At 43.2% G+C, this 21829-nt stretch carries 23 protein-coding genes and 6 pseudogenes; 6 read left to right on the forward strand and 23 right to left on the reverse strand.

Annotated features, from left to right (window positions below; translation table 11 throughout):
• Positions 1–71 precede the first annotated feature (71 nt).
• The 4 genes from CWM47_RS38600 to CWM47_RS36540 form a co-directional block, all read right to left on the reverse strand.
• A complete protein-coding gene (locus CWM47_RS38600; RefSeq protein ID WP_157816190.1) occupies positions 72–446 on the reverse strand; it encodes a hypothetical protein in 375 nt (124 codons plus the stop codon).
• Between the two features lie 656 nt (positions 447–1102).
• The gene (locus tag CWM47_RS40550; RefSeq protein ID WP_100993406.1) at positions 1103–1552 is read right to left on the reverse strand and encodes a DDE-type integrase/transposase/recombinase; all 450 of its coding nucleotides are present in this window, start codon (positions 1550–1552) and stop codon (positions 1103–1105) included.
• Between the two features lie 10 nt (positions 1553–1562).
• On the reverse strand, positions 1563–1874 hold the full coding sequence (locus CWM47_RS36535; RefSeq protein ID WP_157816191.1) for an IS3 family transposase: 312 nt from the start codon (positions 1872–1874) through the stop codon (positions 1563–1565).
• 30 nt (positions 1875–1904) lie between these two features.
• Positions 1905–2219: a hypothetical protein gene (locus CWM47_RS36540; protein ID WP_100993408.1), complete on the reverse strand. Its 315-nt coding sequence runs from the start codon at positions 2217–2219 to the stop codon at positions 1905–1907.
• Here CWM47_RS36540 and CWM47_RS36545 point away from each other — a divergent pair.
• On the forward strand, positions 2218–2928 hold the full coding sequence (locus tag CWM47_RS36545) for a hypothetical protein (protein WP_100993409.1): 711 nt from the start codon (positions 2218–2220) through the stop codon (positions 2926–2928). The two genes, CWM47_RS36540 and CWM47_RS36545, sit on opposite strands and share 2 nt — an antisense overlap.
• 45 nt (positions 2929–2973) lie before the next feature.
• Here CWM47_RS36545 and CWM47_RS36550 read toward each other — a convergent pair.
• Positions 2974–3566, reverse strand: a pseudogene (locus tag CWM47_RS36550) (SDR family NAD(P)-dependent oxidoreductase).
• 229 nt (positions 3567–3795) lie between these two features.
• Positions 3796–4149, reverse strand: coding sequence for a hypothetical protein (locus CWM47_RS36555; protein ID WP_206170576.1), 354 nt, complete (start codon positions 4147–4149; stop codon positions 3796–3798).
• A gap of 239 nt (positions 4150–4388) precedes the next feature.
• On the opposite strand from CWM47_RS36555, the gene CWM47_RS36560 reads away from it, so the two are divergent.
• Positions 4389–5261, forward strand: coding sequence for an AraC family transcriptional regulator (locus CWM47_RS36560; RefSeq protein WP_100993410.1), 873 nt, complete (start codon positions 4389–4391; stop codon positions 5259–5261).
• A gap of 333 nt (positions 5262–5594) precedes the next feature.
• Here the strand turns inward: CWM47_RS36560 and CWM47_RS39945 are convergent, their stop codons facing one another.
• Together CWM47_RS39945 and CWM47_RS36565 are read right to left on the reverse strand one after the other, a co-directional pair.
• Complete coding sequence (locus CWM47_RS39945; RefSeq protein WP_262512000.1) at positions 5595–5726, reverse strand: hypothetical protein; 132 nt, start codon at positions 5724–5726, stop codon at positions 5595–5597.
• Positions 5727–5927: 201 nt separating this feature from the next.
• Positions 5928–6242, reverse strand: a complete 315-nt coding sequence (locus CWM47_RS36565; RefSeq protein WP_100993411.1) for a hypothetical protein — start codon at positions 6240–6242, stop codon at positions 5928–5930.
• A 679-nt stretch (positions 6243–6921) separates the two neighbouring features.
• Here CWM47_RS36565 and CWM47_RS36570 point away from each other — a divergent pair.
• Positions 6922–10014 carry a lantibiotic dehydratase gene (locus CWM47_RS36570; RefSeq protein WP_100994186.1) on the forward strand — a complete coding sequence of 1031 codons (3093 nt, stop codon included), beginning with the start codon at positions 6922–6924 and terminating at the stop codon, positions 10012–10014.
• A gap of 164 nt (positions 10015–10178) precedes the next feature.
• On the forward strand, positions 10179–10367 hold the full coding sequence (locus tag CWM47_RS36575; protein ID WP_100993412.1) for a hypothetical protein: 189 nt from the start codon (positions 10179–10181) through the stop codon (positions 10365–10367).
• Positions 10368–10580: 213 nt separating this feature from the next.
• On the opposite strand, the gene CWM47_RS36580 is transcribed toward CWM47_RS36575, so the two are convergent.
• Together CWM47_RS36580 and CWM47_RS39640 are read right to left on the reverse strand one after the other, a co-directional pair.
• Positions 10581–11096, reverse strand: coding sequence for a CPBP family intramembrane glutamic endopeptidase (locus CWM47_RS36580; RefSeq protein ID WP_206170577.1), 516 nt, complete (start codon positions 11094–11096; stop codon positions 10581–10583).
• Between the two features lie 534 nt (positions 11097–11630).
• Positions 11631–11766 (reverse strand): annotated as a pseudogene (locus tag CWM47_RS39640) (transposase); the annotation flags it as partial.
• Between the two features lie 24 nt (positions 11767–11790).
• Here CWM47_RS39640 and CWM47_RS36590 point away from each other — a divergent pair.
• A pseudogene (locus CWM47_RS36590) lies at positions 11791–12060 on the forward strand (ISLre2-like element ISRsl1 family transposase); the annotation flags it as partial.
• Here the strand turns inward: CWM47_RS36590 and CWM47_RS36595 are convergent.
• Both CWM47_RS36595 and CWM47_RS36600 read right to left on the reverse strand, forming a co-directional pair.
• A complete protein-coding gene (locus CWM47_RS36595; protein WP_317046744.1) occupies positions 12038–12868 on the reverse strand; it encodes an IS3 family transposase in 831 nt (276 codons plus the stop codon). The pseudogene CWM47_RS36590 and the gene CWM47_RS36595 sit on opposite strands and share 23 nt — an antisense overlap.
• Positions 12865–13152, reverse strand: a complete 288-nt coding sequence (locus tag CWM47_RS36600; RefSeq protein WP_100993415.1) for a transposase — start codon at positions 13150–13152, stop codon at positions 12865–12867. The genes CWM47_RS36595 and CWM47_RS36600 overlap by 4 nt, the downstream gene beginning before the upstream one ends.
• A gap of 56 nt (positions 13153–13208) precedes the next feature.
• On the opposite strand from CWM47_RS36600, the pseudogene CWM47_RS38870 reads away from it, so the two are divergent.
• A pseudogene (locus tag CWM47_RS38870) lies at positions 13209–13445 on the forward strand (transposase); the annotation flags it as partial.
• Here the strand turns inward: CWM47_RS38870 and CWM47_RS40710 are convergent.
• The 11 genes and pseudogenes from CWM47_RS40710 to CWM47_RS36670 form a co-directional block, all read right to left on the reverse strand.
• On the reverse strand, positions 13433–13648 hold the full coding sequence (locus CWM47_RS40710) for an IS1/IS1595 family N-terminal zinc-binding domain-containing protein (RefSeq protein WP_449448541.1): 216 nt from the start codon (positions 13646–13648) through the stop codon (positions 13433–13435). The pseudogene CWM47_RS38870 and the gene CWM47_RS40710 overlap by 13 nt on opposite strands.
• Positions 13649–13963: 315 nt before the next feature.
• On the reverse strand, positions 13964–14347 hold the full coding sequence (locus tag CWM47_RS36615; RefSeq protein WP_100993418.1) for a YceI family protein: 384 nt from the start codon (positions 14345–14347) through the stop codon (positions 13964–13966).
• Between the two features lie 36 nt (positions 14348–14383).
• The gene (locus tag CWM47_RS36620; protein WP_100993419.1) at positions 14384–14578 is read right to left on the reverse strand and encodes a hypothetical protein; all 195 of its coding nucleotides are present in this window, start codon (positions 14576–14578) and stop codon (positions 14384–14386) included.
• 503 nt (positions 14579–15081) lie between these two features.
• Entirely contained in the window at positions 15082–16077 is a 996-nt protein-coding gene (locus CWM47_RS36625) for a glycosyltransferase (RefSeq protein ID WP_100993420.1), read from the reverse strand.
• A 625-nt stretch (positions 16078–16702) separates the two neighbouring features.
• Positions 16703–16807 (reverse strand): annotated as a pseudogene (locus tag CWM47_RS36630) (transposase); the annotation flags it as partial.
• Positions 16808–16910: 103 nt separating this feature from the next.
• The gene (locus tag CWM47_RS40555) at positions 16911–17156 is read right to left on the reverse strand and encodes a glycosyltransferase (protein WP_394342035.1); all 246 of its coding nucleotides are present in this window, start codon (positions 17154–17156) and stop codon (positions 16911–16913) included.
• 73 nt (positions 17157–17229) lie between these two features.
• On the reverse strand, positions 17230–18681 hold the full coding sequence (locus CWM47_RS36640; protein ID WP_100993422.1) for an oligosaccharide flippase family protein: 1452 nt from the start codon (positions 18679–18681) through the stop codon (positions 17230–17232).
• Entirely contained in the window at positions 18650–19405 is a 756-nt protein-coding gene (locus CWM47_RS38605) for an O-antigen ligase family protein (RefSeq protein ID WP_157816193.1), read from the reverse strand. Before CWM47_RS38605 ends, CWM47_RS36640 begins: the two co-directional genes overlap by 32 nt.
• A gap of 1263 nt (positions 19406–20668) precedes the next feature.
• A complete protein-coding gene (locus CWM47_RS40560) occupies positions 20669–20893 on the reverse strand; it encodes a UpxY family transcription antiterminator (protein WP_100993425.1) in 225 nt (74 codons plus the stop codon).
• 137 nt (positions 20894–21030) lie between these two features.
• Positions 21031–21438 (reverse strand): annotated as a pseudogene (locus tag CWM47_RS39645) (IS1 family transposase).
• A 2-nt stretch (positions 21439–21440) separates the two neighbouring features.
• A complete protein-coding gene (locus CWM47_RS36670) occupies positions 21441–21764 on the reverse strand; it encodes an IS1-like element transposase (protein WP_100993427.1) in 324 nt (107 codons plus the stop codon).
• Positions 21765–21829 lie beyond the last annotated feature (65 nt).

Here is a 21829-nt window from a genome sequence, read left to right on the forward strand (position 1 = left end):
TAGTAGCGTATATCTATTGCGGTATTACCGTACGGTAACGTTTCTGACACCAACGGCCAAGGCTGGAGTGCTCAAGGGGACAGCTCGCTCGACAGGTCTGTCTGAATGAGCCGATCAACTTGCTGGCCAGCCAACGCAGCGAGTAGATTAGACGAGCAAAAAACACGGCAAAAACTGCCCCCGTTATTGGCAGACCGCCAATCGGCTCCCACCCGTCCTGTAGGGTGGTGATCATCAACGGCCCGCCCCCTGGAAAATGGTGAAGACGGCTGGCCCGTTTGCGGGATTACAAGCCGGCAGCCAGTTTTTTGGGTAGTTGTTGGCCCCCCTGCCAACGACCTGGTGTGGGGTTGCCGGTAGGGCCACCCCACACCAGGTCGCGGTCCCGTTGGGTATAGAATGTTGACGCCAGGCTTTAGATAATCATCAGGGAGATGATGCCACAAAAAAGTAGATTAGCATGGCCAGTCTGCCTGTGCTCATCTGCGACAGATCGTCGTTGACAGGTGGTAAAACAGACCCGCTAATCAAGCGTCCCGTTTACCCAGCCGCTAGCTGACTATTACCTCGTCTCCTGCAGGAGCGTTTTTAATAGCTGTCAAATTCTATACGTAGCAGACGCAGAATAGTCGTAGCTACTTAGTGTTTTCACGCCATTTCTCGTATACCTTCTTAAAGTCAGCCACGTAGAACTCTGTATACCCGCAATTGCCGCAAACAGCCGTTTGAAGGGGAAAAAGGGTAGGTAAATTAAGCCCTAGTATTGAGCGTTCAGGGTCCACCGCCACTTTGATCGAATCGCCAGGGTATCCTCTGGTTTCGAGGGGATAGGCTACCTGATCTGAGTTGCACTTAGGGCATGCTTTTGACTCTTTCGTAGAAATTAATTTTGTCGCTCTAAAGAGAAGTTCTTGGATTAATTTATTTACATAAAGATAGTAGCTGTTGCAAAAGTCTCGAAGACTATCGGTAAGCCCCGAAAAGGGATAGTTTATCGGGCTCCCCAAATGTTGGACAGTTTTTTGGCTAATTAAGCGGTTACTAGTCGGCTGATAAATTATATTTTTCTACCTTTCTACTCAATATACCATTGCGCTGGCGTTTAGTAATCCAATGACTGGTGATTGCATTGATAAGTATACAATTGAAAGTACTTGGTTAAACCTCGATGTAGCGTTAATCCATCTGGATAGGCATATAAATATACGTGCTCATATTTAACCGTCCGCCACAACCGCTCGGCAAAAATATTGTCCAAAGTTCGGCCTTCAGAATCCATACTGATTTGGATTTGAGCGGCTTTCAAGGGCGCCAGAAAGCGTGGACTAGTAAACTGGCTCCCTTGATCAGTATTAAAAATTCGGGGGCTTCCCCACCGATCAAGTACTTCTTGTAAAACATCAAGACAGAAATCAACTAATAGAGTATTCGATAGCTGCCAACTCAACACAAACCGACTGTGCCACCGGGACACCGGAGCGTTCAATAACTGCACATAAATAGAGAAATCCGGTCGCCATCGGAATATAGGTGATGTCGGTGGACCAAACATGATTTCAGGCTTAAATAGGTCCCCCTCGCAATAGATAGGGGTAGATTTGATGGCCTTCGGCTAGTTTCGATAAATTGGGTTTGGGATAGACCGCTTCCAGCCCCATTAAGCGTATCAAACGACGTATCCGCTTAATGTTGAGAGGTTCCTCAGGCTTGGTTAACTCTTGATGCATGCGCCGAACGCCCAGCTCAGGCCGGTCGGTAAAGAGTTTATCGATCCGTTCCATTAATGCCAGATTTTCAGCCGATTCACCAACGGGCTGATAGTAATAGATGGACCGGGCCAAATCCAATAACTTGCATTGTTGACGAATACTCAATTCAGGATGAGCGTGGTCAATTAACCGGCGTCAATCTCCAACTAATTCGCCCGTAAATTTTTTTGAGGAAATCGTTTTCCACCGCTCCGGCGGCCCACCTTGAGCTGGCCAATCTGTTGAAATAAAGGCGCTTCGAGCTCTTTTCGATCTTGAACGGACAAGCCTGAACTCGTCTGACCATTGAACAGATTGGGCAAACCCTCTAAAGCCTGCTGTTTCCAGGTCGTAATCTGCGTGGCATGCCAGATTATAGAACAAAATTAACCACTCACTAAAATCTTGGTAGTTTGATCTTTGAATGTCGCTACCTTTTATTGATTGGTCAAATTTTAACGGCTGAAACATGAAAACGACCTCCACGACTCTATGTTACCTTTCATTGGTGGCTGGCTTGGTCATCGAGGCCGGTTCGGTCAGTGCCCAGTCAAAAGAACCCTTCCCAGCCCCCATTGCCTTTACATTTCAGATAGGTGGATACAGTAGTGGCCCTACCAGCGCAATTCGAGAACTTATGGAGGCCAACGGGTTGGGCGGTCCAGCCTTTTTATTTGGAACGTATCCCATCGCACAGATCCTACCTAACTTGGCGCTGCATACCGAATTTTTCTGGTCCCGTTCTAGTCTGGCCGGTAAGATGAGTCTTGCCAGGGGACGCATTGCGGGAACACACGATGCCTTAGTGCGGTGGCGCGCCATTTCGTTTGCTCCGCTTTACAGCTATTACTCCCGGCAACGCACCACACGTATCAGCCTTGGCCCCTCTATTCAATGGATTCAGACTGAAGCAGGAACAGACCCCTCCACTACAACTGCCCAATTCATCAAAGTGACCCGTGTAGTGCCAGGTTTGGTAGTAGAGGCAGGGGTGCGGTTTCCAGCTCAAAAACCGTTTTTTGTTGAGTTAAGCGGACAGTATGAAGCCGCCTTTGACCAGCTACACAACGAATTACGTTTTCCCTTCAATGGAGTAAGTCGGGTGGTGCCCTACGACCTTGCTTTCAATCGGTTCATATTTACTATAGGATTGGGGTTTCGATTGACTACCGGTAAGTAATCTAAGCTTAATGAAGTTTATACCGTTAGATTTCATTTATCTGCTCTACACCATTATAACCAAGGTTTTATTACGAAGTCGTAGTGGTGGATTGTCGGCGTTCGCCAGGTCGAAGATGAGTTGAGCGGCTTTGGCCGGGTCACCTTCCTGCTTGCCGTCAACGCTTTTGATTTGCTCCCGAAACTCACCGGCGGTCGGCCAGTAATCGTCGATGATCGTGCTGGCTACCCCTAGTCCAGTTCCGGCAAAGTTCGTTCGGAAAGGACCCGGCTCCACAATCGTTACCCGGACCCCAAGGGGAGCCACTTCCTGCGCCAGGGCTTCGCTGAAGCCTTCCAGCGCAAACCTACTGGCACTATAAATACCGAAACCGGCGAACGCTTTTAGTCCGCTATGCGATGAAATCTGAATAATGTGTCCACTGCGCTGCTGTCTCAGAACGGGCAAAAAGGCCTGGGTCAGTTTTAAGGGCCCAAAGAAATTGGTGTCAAAAACGGTTTTCACTTCGGCCATGCTGGTTTCCTCAATGCCCCCGCAAAACCAATCCCGGCGTTATTCACCAGAACATCGATCCGGTTAAAGCGGGCAATGGCTTTTTTGACAACCTCGTCAATTTGCCCGGGTTGCGTTAAATCCAGGGCATAAGCAAACGCGTTGCCGGGGTGGTGGCGTTAAATGCATCGGCCTGGTGCTGATACCGGAACGTTCCTAGAACATACACATCTTTTCCAGAATGGCCTGCGCTAAAGCCTGACCTAAACCACTGGAAATACCCGTAATAAACCATATCTTCTGCTGCATATCATTTCATTGATTTGACTAAACAGCCAATTGCCCTTACTTGGCGACAGTTGACTGGCAGAGTACTTACGCAAAATACCGTTCACGGATAATCTGACCATCCTGCCAGTCCTGGATGGTCACTTCCACCACATTTAACGGCCCTTGCATGGTGTCAAGATCAATAGACCAGACAATAAAGCTGCGGTTACTCTTGATTACCGTTGCTAGGGCGCTAAAATCCCGCACTTGCCGAATATTCGCGAGTTGTTCGTGACCGAGCTTTTCGATCAGTACTTTACCCTGATGGGTTATCCCATCTAAATCAGTTTTTTCAATGTCGTTATGGTAAAACTTTTCAAAGGCATCCATGGGCTTCCCTTTGGCAACCAGCGCCACGAGTTCATCTACGGCGGCTGTGATTTGTGCTTCCGTCATCATACGAGTTGTGTATTTAAAGTACGATGCAAAGGTGCACCCGCTATAAGCCGGGCTGGTAGTACGAAAAGGACCTTATTCGGTATTATTCGGAGATTACTCCCTGATAACCAGTACAAGGTGAATTAACTCAAAACACCCTGACTGTGTGTTCACACAGTCTGAGTAGTTTTGACGAGTGTCCTAATTATATGCCAACGCTAACCAAAAGTGAGTGGTAAATAAATTTTGTATTACTGCGTATGCAACCTATCTTCCCCACCTATTCCATCGGTCACTTCATTAACCAGCCCGGCAACCACACCGAGTTTGAAATAACTCAGTTTGGCCAGATGGATGTCCCGGACGTTGAGGATCCGCACAAACATACGTTCTATGAAATTATCTGGATCGACTCGGGGGAAAGTAAACAGACCATTGACTACACCGAGTATGCGTTGACGCCACAGTCGTTGTTTTTTATTTCGCCCGGACAGCTTCACTTTTTCGAAGAGTGGGAGCACCTAGCCGGTGGCAGCATCCTGTTTACCGAGGACTTTTTTCTGCTCAACTATCAGAACAAAGACAGGTTATTTGAGCTCATCTTTTTAGACAACGTTCATACCAACGCCTGTATTCGTCCAGACGAGGAAAGCTACGCGGCTATAAGACACACAATCAACTTGATTTTAGTCGAACGCCATCATACAGATTCCTCGTTGGCCATTTGCCAATCACTCCTGCATATCCTGCTGCAACAAATTCAGCGCTCTATTAATAATCAGAGTGGACAACGAATATCAAAAAGATACCTGATCGTCTACAAAAAGTTCAAGTGTTTACTGGATAGGCATTTCGCCAGAAATATCACGGCTAACGCCTACGCGGCTATGCTACATATAACGCAGCACCAACTAAATTTTATTACCAAACACGTAACCGGCAAAACGGCCACCGCAGTCATTCGGGCGCGTAGTATACTGGAAGCTAAACGTTTGTTGACGTTTACCGATCTAACCATTCTGGAAGTTGCTTCCCAGCTTAACTACTTCGATAGCTCCTACTTCGCCAAAATTTTTAGGGCGGAACTAGGCCTCTCACCTAACGAATTCAGAGCCGCCAGTCAGAAAAGGTAATATATACTGGTAGATCTACTCCGGCGCGTCTTACAGCACAATCTCCGAATTAGGCAGCATAAGGTCATTTTCATAATCTGTTTTAACTGTCAAGTAGGGGCAAAATCGTATGTGACGGCTTGTGGTTGACAGAAATTAAAAAGTTAGTGTCTCATAAAAATGCTCCTATGCGAGACACGTGAGCTTGCATGCGTCTGCTTCTTTTTTGCTTACCTACTCGCAGCCAATTGCCATGACCGGCATCAAAAGCTGGTCACCTACCGCTTTAAAGGCCTCAAACGCCTTTTTCACGGCAACCTACTTGGATTAACAAACCTGCCCGCACCAAATCGTTTACACCTGAAGTACCCAAAATAAAAAATGAGCCAGGAGTTTACCAAACAACTGTTCGATTTTAAGGGCAAACTCAACCTCTTTCACAGGGTGTTGCATCACTTTAGGGGCAGTGACAAGGGTGGGCAGCATGGTCACCCCTTCCGGTTCACCACTAATAGCTTAAAAGGCGGCTGACCGTCCGTTAGAAGAAGGTCTAAAAAAGGGACGCCCACTCTAACCATAGAATGGGCGTATAAAGAAATACACGCACTGACAAACTCATTTCAGACCGTCATCCGCGGCATAACGGTTTATGATTTGATCGAGTTACGGATACGCTTAGCCAAAAAGCTAGACGGTGATTCCCTGCGTAAAGAACAACAGGACGTTGTCGTGGCTGTAGTTTTGGTGCACGGGCTTGTTTGCATCAGCGTCGCCAGCCACAAAATTGTAGGTGCCTGGATAGTTGGCATCTTGGGAATCCTCTACGCTTCCGGCCAACGTACTGCCAGCCATCAGGCCATAACCAGTCAGGCTAAATGTAAAGGCATTCGTCGTCTCATCAACAACAGTTACCTCCGAAACTAAATACCCCCCTTCTTCCGTCTCCATTAGGGGTTGCTGGGATGTCAATTGTGCTTGTAAAAACTCGTAGGGCGTTTGCATATTGTTTTTTCTATAACAACTCAGGCGACACGCTCACTGTTCATGAACTTTGTAGGGGGCCACTGTTAAGGCCAAAAGACGATCGGTTTTTGGTGAGTAACGCTTTAGATAAGCCGGGTTGTTATGGCAAAAGCAACAGGTGTTTTTGAAGCGACAAAGCCGCCTTCGCAAGGCGACGAATAGCGTGCTGGAGTTGGGCTACCGAGTATACTGCACCAAGTAGTTTTTACGATCAACCTGACCACAGGTCGGGCTGCCCCGCCGATTCCGTCAACTCCAGAGCGTATACTACGGATAGTGTTGGACAGATATTAAAAAGTTAGTATCTCGCAAAAAGGCTCCATTCGTATTACACGGAATTAAAGGCAAGTGACGGATTTTGTACAAAATGGCAAAACTACCCCACATTCAGAAACGAAAAGATAGTCAATTGTCACTCCTTGAACGTGTCATCACGCGTACCAGTGCTACTGATTATACTAAGTATGTACATTTATAAAATAGAAGAAATACGTGTATTGACGATGTATATACGTTATATTCATTGTCAACACATAACTATTTTTATTTACATAAGAGTTTCTGCCACAGCACATTATAAACAAATTAAATAATATATACGTCTGTTATTAAAACGAGATTAATGCGTAATATGCTTGGGTATGCAACCTGCCTTAGTATGATACAGCCCTACTCGTTCTTCATTCTTCGCCGACCAACATATTCTATTCAATTCTTACACCAGTTATATAACCAGTTAGATACCCAGCCACTGGAAGCTGTGCTGAGAGTCTGGTATTCCGACCCATTTGCCCAGCAGGCCATTTACGTAGCGTCGCAACCGCTGTATGAACGCTGTCAGCGATGGCTGGCGAACGAGCCTGTATCGGAACAAAAAAAGCTGATGGCCACCCTGTACAAATATCTGATTCGGATGTGTACCCGTTGCACGCCCTATGGGTTGTTTGCCGGGTGTGCGGTAGGTACCATCGGCGATAAAACCATTCTCCGGCCGGTCAGTCAGGTGCAGCATCCATACGCGCGGCCTAGCATGGAATCGCTGATTCTCCTTAAAGAGCATCTGGTAGACCGGGTATCGGTGCGTAATGCCATACGGGTCTATCCGAATTCTACCCTGTACCCGGTCGGCGATACGCTGCGGTATGTCGAGCAACAGCGGGAAGACCAGCAGCGCCAGTACTTTGTTAGTTCCGTTACCGTCGACGATTACCTGACGGCGTTGCTGGCCGAAGCCCAAAACGGGGTTACAATTCAGGAACTGGCCGACCTGCTGGTTCGTTACGGGGCCGAGGCCGATGACGCGCAGGAGTACCTGCAGCAGTTGCTCGACAGTCAATTGCTGATTCACGAAATAGAACCAACGGGAACCGGAATCTCCTACCTGAGCAATTTGCTCAGCCAGCTGTCGGAGTTGCCCAGTATGAACGAGTTCGTGACGTCGATGCGTCAACTACAGCCAGCCCCTCATCTGTCCCCGGACCCGATTACCCTGTATACGGCTACGCGTGAGTTCTTTCAAAAGCAGGACATCCCGCTTGCCGGAACCGATCCGGTTCAGGTCGATACGTTTTATCCGGACGATACGTATCAGGTTAGCAAACAGGTTATTCGAACACTTCAGAAGCAGTTTGAAGCGCTGCTGGTATTGAACCAATCCTATCAATCGCCCGATTTTGCCGAATTCAAACGTCGTTTCTACGATCGGTATGAACACGAAGAAATCTCACTGGCCTACGCCCTGGATCAGGAGTGCGGGGTCGGCTATGGTGGTCAGTCGACGCTGGGCGTTGGGTATGCTCCACTGATTGACAGTTTATCGCTCCCCGGCGCAGAAACCGACCAGACCCCGCCGGACTGGAACTGGTGGCAAACGTTTGTGCTGAGTAAATTTGCCAACGCATTACGCGAAAACCGACCAGAAATAGAACTGACGGATGCCGACCTGAACCACATCCGGCAGCACGCACAGCCCAACCCGCTACCCAGCAGTTTTTACCTGTTCGGTACGCTGCTGGCTACTGATGAAGCTGCCCTCGACCGGGGTGATTTTCGGTTTAATTTACTGTCCAGTCAGGGGCCTTCTGCCATAAATCTGATGACCCGCTTTTGCGACGGTAACCCGATACTATCTGAACAGGTGCGTGAGTGCGCGTTCGACGAAGAAGAGTATCATCCAGACGTTATTCTGGCCGAAATTGTCCATTTTCCTGAGTCGAGAACGGGTAATATTCTCACCCGGCCGTCATTGTATTCCTACGAAATTCCGTATATGGGTCGGTCGTCGGTGCCTGCGTCGCATCAGATTCCCCTGACGGATTTGTTTATTTCCATTCACGACGAGAAATTGGTTCTCCGGTCGAAACGGCTCAACAAACGGGTGATTCCCCGGCTGTCAAATGCACACAATTTTCAACATGGATTACCCATTTACCGGTTTCTGTGTGACCTTCAATACCAAGATTCATACCTGAATGTCCGCTGGAACTGGGGGCAGCTCAATCAGCAGACGTATCTGCCCAGGGTGCGCTACCGCAATATGATTCTTAGCCGGGCTACCTGGCTCCTCAAGCGGGACGAACTGCCCATGAACCGCACCGCAGACTGGCCTGCCCTACTGGCGGCCAAGGGCATTCCAACGCAGTTTGTTATTACGGTTGCCGATAATGAATTACTGATTAACACTCAGGTGACTGAATCGCTGCACTTACTTGAGCAGGATCTACGCAAGAATCTGACGATCCGGATCACCGAGTTTCTTTCGGTGGCCGAACAGTGTCCGCTTCAGCAGGACGAACACCGGTTCACGCATGAGTTGATTCTTCCATTTCGGAACATGAGTGCACCGGTTATGAAGCCGCTGGTTAGTCAGGAACGTGAGCGTCCGCAGCGCCGATTCTCTGTCGGCAGTGAGTGGCTGTACCTCAAAATTTACACTGGCGAAAAAGTAGCCGATACCCTGCTCGTTCACGACATTTATCCGATCGTTCAACAGTTACTCAGTACCCAGATCATCAACCAGTTTCACTTCGTTCGGTATAAGGACATCGACCCGCACCTACGGCTGCGTTTCCGGGGCAATCCACATGTCGAGTTCTACCATTACGTAATTCGGGCAATTGAGCGATCCTTACACGTACACATCCAGCGGGGCGAGGTGCACAAGATTCAGACCGACACCTACCAGCGCGAACTCGAACGGTATGGCCTGGAACAGATTGACCTGTGCGAGAATCTATTTTACCACGATAGTGTATCGACGCTTCAGTTTCTGGCCCAGACAGGAGACATTTTCGACGAGAATCTGCGCTTCGGCTTTGCCATTCATAAAATCGACGCCATTCTGAATAGCATGACGCGCACATCCGAACAGCGGCTTAAGCTGATGAACGAGATGAAAGAACGTTTTTTCGACGAATTTAAAGGTGATTCAATCCTTCGTCAGCAGTTGAACGAGCAGTACCGCTCGTACCGAACCCTGCTGGAACACGCCCTGAACCGACCTTTTCCGCTACTAAACGGGCAGGAAAACTGGACCGACCAGCAGGCGGCTCTGCTTCGGCAACTAAGCGACCAAACCCCGGACGATGTTCAGCTTTATTCCATTGCGGGCAGCCTTATCCACATGGTGGTGAACCGGTTATTCCCCTCGAAGCAGCGGGCATACGAATTGGTCCTTTACCATTGCTTAGCCAAGTATTACGACTCCGTCCGGGCCCGTCAGCAGACAAGTAACGAGAAAAGTACTGCCTAACGAATGCCGTATGCCCAAACGTTATAATGTATACGTTAAAAGGCTAAAGTAGTTGTATGGATTATTGAAGGACGATGATTTAGTACGCAAATTTGATACAGACAACAGCCGGAAGGATTCTTCTAAAAGGCGTTCAATCAAACTAGCTAACACGTTCTACAACTATGAAAACACGTCCTCTTCACCCACTTGCCAATGAGATCAGAGCCATTGGGCGCACGATTAATACCGACGACCTGCTCGATCAGGACGACTTGTACGATAATAACTGGAGCATATCAGCCAATGACCTGTTTGGCGACTTTAACTTTTCGGATTTAGATTCCTATACCGATCAGGATTTGGCTGCCTGATCAAACCATCTGAATCTCTTCGGACCCCGAAAGAGTCAATTCTCTTGTTATTCACCCTGCTAAACGTCCGCAAAAAATGGTTTACGATCCCTTCCGGTCGCGCACTGCGCGACCGGAATTCGTTTGAGGTAACATGACACCATTTTAATTATTCGTGGGCCACTTTTTGCCATTAATGGGTGAATCTAGTTTTTCTAAAAAAGCCCTACCCTGTTAAACCAATGTTACGGGTAGATAGCTATTTATCTTATTCCCGCCCAATTTATTCCTGTACACTATACTTAAAACCCAAACAAGTAAAAGAAATGACAATACACCGATTTTATATACATTCGAATCAGAGAAAAAATTATTAAGCGAGTGAATAGCCGAAACCGCGAGTAGACAATTTGTTTTTTCTGCTATAAAACCCAACGCCCAGCTTCCAGCAAATAATATCAGAAAAAAAGTCAGATTCGACAGACTCATCTCAAAATTTAAATGCCAGGCAAACCATAAAACAGTTATTAATGTAATCCGGACAAATTTTGGCAGAGAAACCAATGCCTGCTGTAAAAATCCACGCCAGCCAATCTCTTCAAATAACCCATACACCAGAATTGTAATAACGGCAACTCTCGGCAACGTACTCGTTGAAAAATAGGCAGTTGTCTCAATCAGAATAACAGGCAATAACCAATAAATGGCTAATGGCACAAAGAAATTTTTGAAGTCGCCCTTAAGGGTCATTACGGGTTTAATCTGAAAAAACCTGAACGCCACCAGTGCGCCAATGGTTGGTCCGATAGCTTGTAAAATTACTTTTATAAAGGTGTTATCAATGCCTGACAGGAGTTGAGTTTTGTTTGTCAAATACCTGATTAGAACGGCAATCACGTAGAAAACGGAGACTGCCAGGAATATTTTTCGGTCGTTAACCTTTCCGGGAATTTCATTTTGTGAAGTCATGACGCGTCTATTCATTAAGTTTTTGAGAATTAGTTGAGTAAGTAAGCTAATTTATTAAACACAGAGGCCCAGAGAACACAGAGACATAAAATATTGAAAATGAATTAATTAAAACTTTGTGTTTTCTATGTCTCTGTGTTTAATAATGCATTTTAATTCTGCTCAATTACTTAAGTAATCACGCAGAATTAAACTTCACTTTATTTCGATTCACTAACCCGTCAAAACAGATCCGATATTCTTGACCAAATAAACGAATGATAGCAAAAACGGCCTTTTTCAGACGACTCCATGAACTGTAATGGAGCTTCTGCAACCACCGATACTTTAGGAACCGCCACAGAATTTCGATCGGATTCAGGTGCGGACTGTAAGTCGGCAAAAAGAATAGGTACATGTCCTGCTCTTCCCAGTTGGCCTGTTGGTCGTAAACAGCCTGACAGCGATGAATTGGACCCTAGCTAGCTAGAAGAGGAGCTTACGGGATTCAGTTTGTTCTTATCTGGAGTCCAATCGCGACCGGATGGACTATGCGGGTTATCAAAAGCGGGGTCTGTTAATCGGTTCGGGAGCCATTGAATCAGCCCACCGGACGGTGGTCCAAAAAAGGCTGAAGCGATCGGGCCAACGCTGGAGTGTGGCCGGTGCTCAACATGTGCTAAATCTACGCACTTGCTTTATGAGCGAACGCTGGGAGTTGGTTAGAAAACATATCGAACCCTTCAATTACGCAATGGCCGCGTAGCGACAATTTGAAATGCACCCGACTGATGAAAACGTCGGCAATTGTAAAACTCGAAATAGGTCGCTAAGCCCACTTCTAATTCCCAGCCATCTGCATACGCTTTTAAGTGAATATCCTCGTATTTGACTTTACGCCAAAGACGCTCCACAAAAATATTGTCGATAGCACGGCCCTTGCCATCCATTGAGATTTGGACATTAGCTTTTAGAAGTAAGTCCGTGAAGACATCAGCCGTAAACTGACTCCCCTGATCAGTGTTAAAAATAGTAGGAGCCGGATACATCGCCAAGGCCTGCTTAAGTACCTGACTACACCAATCAGCCGTCATTGTATTGCAAACTGCCCACGTCAACACGTACCGACTATACAAATCAATGATAGCAATCAGGTACATATAACCCGCTTTCATGGAGATATATGTGATGTCGGTAGCCCAGACCTGATGCACTTGGAAGATGTTCAAGCCCCGTAGTAGATAAGGGTATATTCGATGCCCAGGCGCTGGCTTTGACGTATTTGGCTTAGGGTAAATAGTCTCGATACCAATCACTTGCATCAATCGACGGACACGTTTATGATTCACTTGGTAACCTGACTGAGCCAAAACCAGTTGCATCTTGCGATAGCCATAGAATGGTGTAAGCAAGTACTGCTCGTCTAACAAACGCATCAGCGACAAGTCTTCTGCATCAGCTGCCACAGGTTGGTAGTAGTAGACTGAGCAGTGCAATCCCACCCACTGGCATTGTTGACGCAAACTACCCGCTGCGCTCGGGTCGATTAGCGCACGACGTTGGGTCAGACTTATAGGGGCAACTTTTTTTTAAAGAACATCAACTCCATTTGTAGCCTGCCGATCTGTTCATATAGCAGGGCTACATCCGGCTCAGTCAAACTCGGCGTAGCTTTTCCCGTGGCGTCAAAAAAGGTCGTCGCTGATTCTAAAAACTGTTTCTTCCAGTCGCTGATCTGGTTTGGGTGCAGCTCATGTCGCTTGCTGATAGTAGCCAGTGTGTCCTTTTCTTTCAGGACTTCAAGAACGACTTTCAGCTTGAAGTCGGCGGTAAACTTGCGTTTTGTTTTGCCTTTCATACGGGTCTAAAGTTAGCCCGTTATCCAATTTAGCAAGTGGTCCTAAATATGGGGCGCATCATAAGTGGTGTGCAGATGCCGAAAAAGTGGCTGCTTATACAGGATTTGTCCGAGGCTTGCGTCAGGACTATGCGGCTGTCGGACAGGCATTCAAATCGCAATGGAGTAATGGGCAGACGGAGGGTCAAGTAAACCGGTTGAAAATGCTTAAACGACAAGGGTATGGTCGGGCAGGTTTTGACTTGTTGCGCCGACGGGTGCTATTTCGAAATTGTACTCATCACCGAGATTGAATCAGAACCAGCATCTCCGAAATACACAGCTGGGTAAGTTGGGCCTGGACTGTTGGATCACAGGCTTTATGTGTGTAGAAGGCCACAAACGTTCGGTGGCAATCGCCACAGCGATACCGCTGAGTGCCATTACGGGTCTTGCCGAAACGCTGAACCTGCTGAGTATGGCCACAATGCTTACAAACAACTGCTTCTAAAACCATGCTCAAAGATACCTATTTCAACACAGTTGGGCCACCACCGATGATTACAAGCTAGGGCAAATGTAATTCGCCATCCTGTTAACAAGCATATGAACGTTTATAGGATCTCAAGGTCATCGACAAAAGGAGGTTTAGTTTGGATTGCTTATTGTCGTCTTCTTAGCGAATCAAAAAGTCTGTCTCCACATCAATCAATATCGTTACCTCGTCGGACAGAATCAAGCTGGTACTGCCAAGGCCGAAATCCTGGCGATTCACCCTGAACTGGCTCCTCAGATGTCCCTTCGGGCCTGTAGGGACTTAACAATAAGGAATTTATATCGGCCTCGTTACAGACCGGATCGTGAGATTAAACAGGCCTACGTAACGCGTATTTGCCTGTTTTTGAATACGTTTAGCGACCATTTTGATGCGCGGAAAGTGTTCAGTATCAAAATAGCCTCGTTTCTGCAAATGAGCATCCCATAAGGCAATACCGGTGTGGATGGTAGCCGCCCCCAAGCTTGCCGCTAATAAACTCGCTTCCGGGTGAGCCGGATCGAAGTGGATGGCCGTTTGCAGATACGAAAAAGAACCCGTGACGATGATGCCTGCATTCCGAATCTGAAACTTGACACTGGATGCGGGTTTTATTGCTTCCGGATTGTTCGGCAACTGAAAGAGTAAACCAAGTACGAAGAAACTAAGCATTCGAATCATATAGTACAACGTTTTCAGGTAAGCAATAAAGGCCTGTCAATCGGTCCCATTCAGATCTAACCCAAATTCATGGCCTTTGACGGCCTGGGTTCTGACGTCCACTCGTTTGAATCCGGTGGGGATATAGTCATCCCGTAAGCGAGGGACATCCAGGACATCCTCCAGGCTGGCCAGCGAACCATCATGCAGGAAAGGGCCCCGATTCCAGACCCCTTTCCGGGTATTCAGCATAACTTGTACAATACTATATTTTAGAGCAGTTAAAATATTAAAAATCAATTCGTTATAAGCATATTTTTCATTTAAACGGTCGATTGAGCGAAACGGATAGAGAATGAACTAATTTCACATTTTCAACCCTTATAAACGTTTTATATTGCCGTTCGCGGAATCAAATTTCACGAAACCTGCTCATTTATTGAGTTTTCTGAAAGGAAGTATACGTTTTGAGTAATTCAAGTTTGATAGTCCCAAAATTATGGCTGTAAATGGCTTAAATACAGTAATTGATGATTTCAAGTGAAAGTATTGTACTACTCTTACACTTTACCCGATTCTACCACGACCCGGAAAACAAAAAATAGTAAAAAAATAGCCCTAACAGCGGACATTGTCGGAGGAAGGAGGCCAGCCGAAACAGTGTCATTACAAGTTTCCCTTTTTAATTACCCTGGTTAGTGGCCCAGTCTTGCACGACGGTTGAAGTCATTAGCGTATATCAAATTGAGCAGCGATCAAGTCGCTGCGGCTTTACGCTTGAGATGATCGGACTGCGTAGCATATCCATAAAGTTTTAGCACCCACTGATACAGCGTGGGTGATACCCTGAATAGCAGATAACCATATCGACGCTTAGCCTTAATTCCTTTAGCGGTTAAATAGTAGCTGGCATACGCCTTCAAATTGTTAGCGATTGAGCAATACTGCGAATAGTGCTTTGTTTTGGATTCCATAAGAATAATGTTTAACACCATTAAGTTAGTGTTAAAATCAAATACCTTTGCCTGGTCCGTCAGTGAAGGTAATTCCTGGCAAGTGATGTCTAGCATTTTCTTTGATAATACGGTAGTATTCATGTACTTGGCATTGAAAGAAGCCATACTATGGGAGTTGCCCCTGAGGATATAGTTGTATTTGATGGCGGGGTCATAGACGATCCGTTCAGCATTTTTAAGAGCCTCGAAATTGTAAAACGTGTCTTCAAAAAGCGGTGGCTCATACATAATGTTTTTAACCGTAGAGGCCTTGAATATTTTTTCATACGTACTCAGTAACAGTTCGCCATTGAGCAAAGCGCTTACAGCTTCATCTTTCTGGTAAATTTTGATACCCGTCTGTCCACCCAAATGCTGCACTTTACCAGGTGTTATGCGTCTTACCCCACAAATTGAAACCTCGGCATTGTACGTTTGAGCGTTGCTGATAAGGGTTTCATACATATCCATTTCCAGTACGTCATCACTGTCTACGAATCCAATGTAAGTCCCTGATGCGACAGCAAGACCCGCGTTTCGGGCTTTGGAAACCCCGCCGTTAGACTGGTGAATCACTTTCACACGGGCGTCCTTCTTCTCATAATAATCACATATTTCACCACTAGCATCGGTAGATCCATCATTGATTAGAATGAGCTCAAAAGTGGTAAACGACTGGTTGAGCACGGATTCCAGGCAATTATCCAGATAATCGGCCTTGTTGTAAATGGGCACAATGATTGAAAGCTGTATCATTTTTATGAAGTTTATAGACTTATCGACTCGCAAGGGTTACGATCAGGTTCAAAAGTGCTTGGTCGTAATGCTCCTTTGAGAAAAGGTGTAACACCCGTTGGAACCCCTTAGCCCCATTTGGGAACGTAAGACAGGATCGGTAATGAGGTGATCGAAACCCGCTACTGCCGTTTGGGAATCAGCACTCCTGCAATATCATCTTCGACCATCTCTAGGGCCCCGCGTTGGCGGTAGCCATCACAGGCTGCTTCTAAGACGACGGTAAGCAGAGGGTCTGGAACGGAAGGCAGCACAAAGATATCCAAGCAGCAAGCACTTTTGTAACGTCTGAGCGAAAACCTAGATTATATACCCGATCGGCCAAATGCTTATCTTCAATCATCTGTTTAATAGACCTTAAAAATTCACTTTCTCGGCTGGTGTTAATGTTCTGACGGGCTACGCCCACCGTTTCTTACACCACCCTTGTGTTATGGGCTGCCCCTCTAAATTTACTATTTCGTCCTCACCCAGACTGGTAGAGGCATTAAAACAGGAACAATTGGTTTTCGTTGAACCCGAGAAGGCTTTGCTCGATATTTAAGCCACCTTCTGAGAAGGTGGTTACTCACTATCTAATAAGTAGAAGTAGGGTTTTCATCTGATTGTCGGCCATAGGCGACACGCGCGTTCTACCACGAACGCTACTACCCGATTGATAAGGGAATGGAGCTGTGCGCGCATAACAAGAATGTAATTTCCAAACATCTTCTTAGATCCGAGAGGAATCGTTAATTGTAATCAGCTGTCTAACAATTCTAAATACAAGGATTTTATTTTAAGCAAGATAACGATTATGTTAAAAATAGTCGAAGCCAGTTTATAAAAGAATCGGATAGAGAGTGTCTAAAATGAGAATCGTTCATGCAACGTTCAAGGCACTTAGAAAGAGCACCAACATCCCCCGCTTCAAAAATTAATGCATTTACTGAATTAGTTAACATATCTGGAATACCACCGACTGGAGTGGTAATAACAGGTAAGCCAAATGAGAAGGAGTCTAGCACCGCCATCGATAAACCTTGTGCATAACTGGGGATAGTTAAACATTCTTAATCGCTCTAAAGAAGATGTTCAGTTTCTTAAGATTACTATTTACTTGCTAATTAGTATCTATTTTAATGTAAAAAACATAGTCTTATTCTTCTTAGGTATTATAATAAAATACCCCAAAATTATTAGCCAATATAAAAAAAAGCAAAGCAAGGGGTTGATTAGTTTTGACGAAAATATGTAGAAAATCACGGTTAATAGACTTAGGCCATAAAATTCTATTATATTTTTTAATTCTGAAATTTTTTTTCTAAACAAGCTAACGTCTTGAAGGATATGAAAAACTAAAAATGATATAAAAATGGCAAAATTAATTACTGTTAATGATTTTACATAATGCAAACCTAAAATACAAAAGATAACATTAATTAGCAAAGTAATAACATTAATCCACATGTCAAGTTTTTCTAGTTTCATAGCAATAAGCATATTGGCCTGTAAAAATACAGTTGGGAACAATAGCATTGTAAGAAACATTTGTTGCGAATATATCGTTGCATTAATATACATTTGGCCAAATGCAATGTGTAAAATGTAATTAGCGAATGAATACACAAAAGAATAAGATAACAAGCCAAATAGAAAATATCCTATTTGAACTGTCCTATAAAAAGATTTAAAATTATTAATTTCTCCTTGATTAAATAATTTTATCAAAATCGGAAAGATAGATGATGAAACTATTATCGGTAATATTTGGGCTATAGCAAATAATTTATAGGAAATTTCGTAATTAGCTATATCTATGGGTGATAAAAATTTAGAAATTATGATTGTAGAGATCCGCCAATTTAATACAGAAGACGCACCGACAATAATAAAAGGCCAATTTGCAAATATTAATATTTTCAAGTCATTAATATTTATTTTATATTTATATATTTTTCTTATATTTAAAATATTAGATGAACCAAAAGTTAAAAACAAATTAAGTGAAATAAATCTCACTATAATCATAGCGATTGTCAAAATAAGTATTGAAAAAGGATAAATAAATAATAAACATGCAATAATAAATTTTAAGATGGATTCTATAGTTAAAATAATAAATGTTCTTTTTTGATCAAACATTGCTATGTTTAAGCCCTTTATGGCATTAATCATATTGTCAAAAATAATATTTAACCCAAATATTATAGCCAAAATATGAATTTCTCTGTTGTCATATAGAGCATAGATAATTATAATATTTACAAAGTAAAATACTACACCAAGAACTAATTGTATTTTAAAAAATTTACTCATTAAATCTTCTTTATCTATTGTAGTAGATATTTCTCTAATAAACCAATGTCCTAATCCAAGCTGTGAAAAAGCAATAATTAATTGACACATTACAGTAACTATTATATAATTTGAAAAGTCATAAGTTGAGTATTTCTTAGCGGTAATCACGAAAAAAATACTGAGTAAAATACTTTGCGAAACCTGAGCAAAGATTCCCCAGAAACTATTTTTGACAATTAAGTTTCTAGATATACTAGATATGGGTAATTCTATTTTTGTGAACATATTTGTTATTTGCCAGTTTTTCGGCTAATATTAATAAACAAAGCATTGTAGATAACAATACTACTATTCTTTTATCGTCTAAAGTGTTTGAAGTTATAAATGCAATCATCCAAGCAATAATTCCTGCTATTAAAAACATGATATTATAATTCACTTTCTTTCTTATATAAAATTTTACAGATTTAATAATCGGTAATAATATAATTATGAAAATAATTATAAATCCTAAAATACCACATTCAGCCAATATCTTTAAATAACCGCTTTCAGTACCGTAATAAACAAATTTATCATTTACTATATTATAAAGATAGTTATAATTTAGTAAATTGTAATTTTCGTACTGGCCCACACCAACACCCCAAATAGGATTGAGTTCAAAAGTTTGATACGCTTCGCTCCAGATCCTAGAGCGAATATTAAAAGAATCATCAATTGCTTCGCTACGATTAAAAATTACGAAAGCCTGTGGGAAATTATTTATAACTAAATAACTAAATACACATACTGTAAAAATAAAAATACGAAATTTAGCTTTACTCGAAATAGTTAAAAGAAATATACCTCCACATAATCCTAAAAACCCTGCCCTTCCTCCAGTCATAAATATCACAGTTACAACAATTAAAAATATAACTGTCTTGTAAATTATTTTTCTCGTTTCATCTTTTCCTATTCTAAATAAAAATAAGAAACCACACATAGAAAGAAATTGTGAATACATCTGAGAATCGTAAAAGAAACTTGGATATCGTATCATACCACTTTCGATCGTATTTGGGTTTAGCTCCGGATAAAATGAAAATTTTAAACCAACAGACAATTGAATTACAAAGAATATTATTGAAAGCAAACAACTTATTTTCAAATACTTTACTATATGTTCAATAAACTTATGATCATTTTTACAAACATCAATTACTATTTGTGCATATAAAAAAATGGAGAGATATTTTATGGTATTCAATAATGAGGGAAGAAAAAATTCAGATAATATACAACTGACACATAGAACTACGGTTAAAATACAGAATAAAATAAAATAGATTTGTTTAAAATTCAAGTTAAGTACAAAGTCTTTAATGAGAATAATAAGAATATAATATGAGAATCCATCAAATACTGTAAATGTTCCGTATTTTTCATTAGTAATATGTAAATCTATTAATGGAAAAAAAACCAATACCAAGGTTACATAAGATTTTTTTTTGTTGTTAGCTGTATGAAAACATATTATAAATAATAGAAGTGTAGATAGAGCAAGTATGTGTTTTAGTGACATCTATAGAATATGATTTTAAATATCGTTAAATTAGTATTTAAATGAGACTCAGTGATCATCCATCTTAAGAGGTGGTGATGAACTATTTTGCTATAACACCAGTGAACCGACCTGCTAGGTAGATGTACTCTTTAGCAAGTACAAAAAGCAATCTCATGTCGTCTTGAATGGATCGTCGGAGCGATTTGATCATCACATCGTTTGGTCACCGAAATGCTGATTTTTTGTTCTTTCAGTTCTTGTAAAAGATTTAAGGGAGTATGATATTCTGCTTTTGAGTAAGTGGAAAGGTTGTGAAGTAATCGAACTGGATATATACCTTGATCCTATTTATTTGGTAATCAGTGATTATCTTTTATCGTTATATTATGGCTTCGTCTTTTCAGTCCCAATTAGAACTTACCTATTACAACAAACAAATAAAAAAACTGTAATTACAAAATGATCCTAAATCGAGGCCAGTGTTTTTGCTAGGTCGACCTTCACTACTATTTGCAAAGAATTAACTTGTAAGCTTAGTTCTTTTTCCTGTTGATGAATCACTTTTCCTTCGATATCTGTGAAGCTGCCTGACGTAATTCTCACCCGCTGCAATGGAAAGAAAGTTTCTACCCGAATTAAAGAATAATCTATGTCATTGAGCATATACTTGAATGCTTCTATTTCAACATCTCATACCACAGCTGGTTTATTTTACCAAAACAGCTACCGAACGATACCTGTAATTCCAAATACCTGGTCGCGCTGGTGCTTTTCTAAATTAATAAAGCAATAGGAACTGAAAAGGAGCTCTTCGATTATTCTGATCCGATCCGACCATTGGCGTTTCTTTTTAACTAAAGGATAATAGACCTCTATATTTCGTTCTCGCAGCTTTTGGGCTTCTTTTTTTTCATTACGAGACTTTATAAAAAGTACGTACCAAGGCATAACTCGCTGCTCGTTTTCTTTACTTAAACAAATTCTTTAACTTTAACTCAGTAGTTCACTATTAAATTCACAGATCTAAGTTAGGAAATTATTATCGATTGTAAAAGCAATTGTATTTTACTTATGCTGGTAGTGGCTTAACTGCGTTTATCGGCAAAGAAAAACTGATTCATAAATAGGCCGATTGTTGTGTCATGTACCGCAACAGACTTCGAAAAGCAAATGGTTCGGCGAGTCAGTCGTTTCAGGCGTGTTCGAAGAGTAAGATGCTTCCGCTAAGGACTCTGTAAAGAGGCTTTACGGACTAAGCGTAATCGTTGATCCAGGCAATCAAAGTAGGCCTACCAAGAGTCCGTTATCCACCTGATTACCTCAATTTTAGCCCGCTCCAATAGACTTAGCAAATATCGAAAGGTTTGGTGAGTACGGCGGCCAAAAACGAAGGCAATAATCTCTCCTGTTCCTGCATCCTCCACCCACCACAGCCAGCGGGGTCGCTTTTTATTACCCACGTAGAACCACATCTCGTCAACTTTGAGACTCATCTTCAAGCCTCTATCGACGTACAAGGGGTTGACATGGACGACTTCACTGCCGCACGGGCGGCCCCGTTTTTTTTAAACTGAGCGCTAACGGTGTTCCGGTTGACGCCTAAAACACGGGCGGTATCACGTATCCCTGCTCCGTTGAGTACCATCTGAGTGATTTGCTCTTTGACCAAGGGGTCACGAGCCTTATGCGTGTAGGTTTGGACAAAGGTTCGACCGCAGTCATAGCATCGGTAGCGTTGGGTACCAGCGCGAGTGGTACCATACCGTTTGACGTGTTTGGTTTGCCCACAATGCTTACAGGAAACTGCTTCTAAGACCATTCACAAAGATACCCTATTCAACGCAGTTAAGCCATTACCCAAAAAAGTGTAATTGCATTATATAT

Origin of the sequence: Spirosoma pollinicola, from assembly GCF_002831565.1 — a bacterium.
Taxonomy (GTDB): domain Bacteria; phylum Bacteroidota; class Bacteroidia; order Cytophagales; family Spirosomataceae; genus Spirosoma; species Spirosoma pollinicola.

Excerpts from the sequence above, each read along its gene's own strand:
- CWM47_RS40550 (WP_100993406.1), bottom strand. The coding sequence starts at position 1,552 with ATGTTTGGTCCACCGACATCACCTATATTCCGATGGCGACCGGATTTC.
- CWM47_RS36545 (WP_100993409.1), top strand. The coding sequence starts at position 2,218 with ATGAAAACGACCTCCACGACTCTATGTTACCTTTCATTGGTGGCTGGC.
- CWM47_RS36540 (WP_100993408.1), bottom strand. The coding sequence starts at position 2,219 with ATGTTTCAGCCGTTAAAATTTGACCAATCAATAAAAGGTAGCGACATT.
- CWM47_RS36555 (WP_206170576.1), bottom strand. The coding sequence starts at position 4,149 with ATGATGACGGAAGCACAAATCACAGCCGCCGTAGATGAACTCGTGGCG.
- CWM47_RS36560 (WP_100993410.1), top strand. The coding sequence starts at position 4,389 with ATGCAACCTATCTTCCCCACCTATTCCATCGGTCACTTCATTAACCAG.
- CWM47_RS39945 (WP_262512000.1), bottom strand. The coding sequence starts at position 5,726 with ATGCTGCCCACCCTTGTCACTGCCCCTAAAGTGATGCAACACCCTGTG.
- CWM47_RS36565 (WP_100993411.1), bottom strand. The coding sequence starts at position 6,242 with ATGCAAACGCCCTACGAGTTTTTACAAGCACAATTGACATCCCAGCAA.
- CWM47_RS36570 (WP_100994186.1), top strand. The coding sequence starts at position 6,922 with ATGATACAGCCCTACTCGTTCTTCATTCTTCGCCGACCAACATATTCT.
- CWM47_RS36575 (WP_100993412.1), top strand. The coding sequence starts at position 10,179 with ATGAAAACACGTCCTCTTCACCCACTTGCCAATGAGATCAGAGCCATT.
- CWM47_RS36580 (WP_206170577.1), bottom strand. The coding sequence starts at position 11,096 with ATGACCCTTAAGGGCGACTTCAAAAATTTCTTTGTGCCATTAGCCATT.
- CWM47_RS36600 (WP_100993415.1), bottom strand. The coding sequence starts at position 13,152 with ATGAAAGGCAAAACAAAACGCAAGTTTACCGCCGACTTCAAGCTGAAA.
- CWM47_RS40710 (WP_449448541.1), bottom strand. The coding sequence starts at position 13,648 with ATGGTTTTAGAAGCAGTTGTTTGTAAGCATTGTGGCCATACTCAGCAG.
- CWM47_RS36615 (WP_100993418.1), bottom strand. The coding sequence starts at position 14,347 with ATGATTCGAATGCTTAGTTTCTTCGTACTTGGTTTACTCTTTCAGTTG.
- CWM47_RS36620 (WP_100993419.1), bottom strand. The coding sequence starts at position 14,578 with ATGCTGAATACCCGGAAAGGGGTCTGGAATCGGGGCCCTTTCCTGCAT.
- CWM47_RS36625 (WP_100993420.1), bottom strand. The coding sequence starts at position 16,077 with ATGATACAGCTTTCAATCATTGTGCCCATTTACAACAAGGCCGATTAT.
- CWM47_RS36640 (WP_100993422.1), bottom strand. The coding sequence starts at position 18,681 with ATGTTCACAAAAATAGAATTACCCATATCTAGTATATCTAGAAACTTA.
- CWM47_RS38605 (WP_157816193.1), bottom strand. The coding sequence starts at position 19,405 with ATGTATTCACAATTTCTTTCTATGTGTGGTTTCTTATTTTTATTTAGA.
- CWM47_RS40560 (WP_100993425.1), bottom strand. The coding sequence starts at position 20,893 with ATGCCTTGGTACGTACTTTTTATAAAGTCTCGTAATGAAAAAAAAGAA.
- CWM47_RS36670 (WP_100993427.1), bottom strand. The coding sequence starts at position 21,764 with ATGGTCTTAGAAGCAGTTTCCTGTAAGCATTGTGGGCAAACCAAACAC.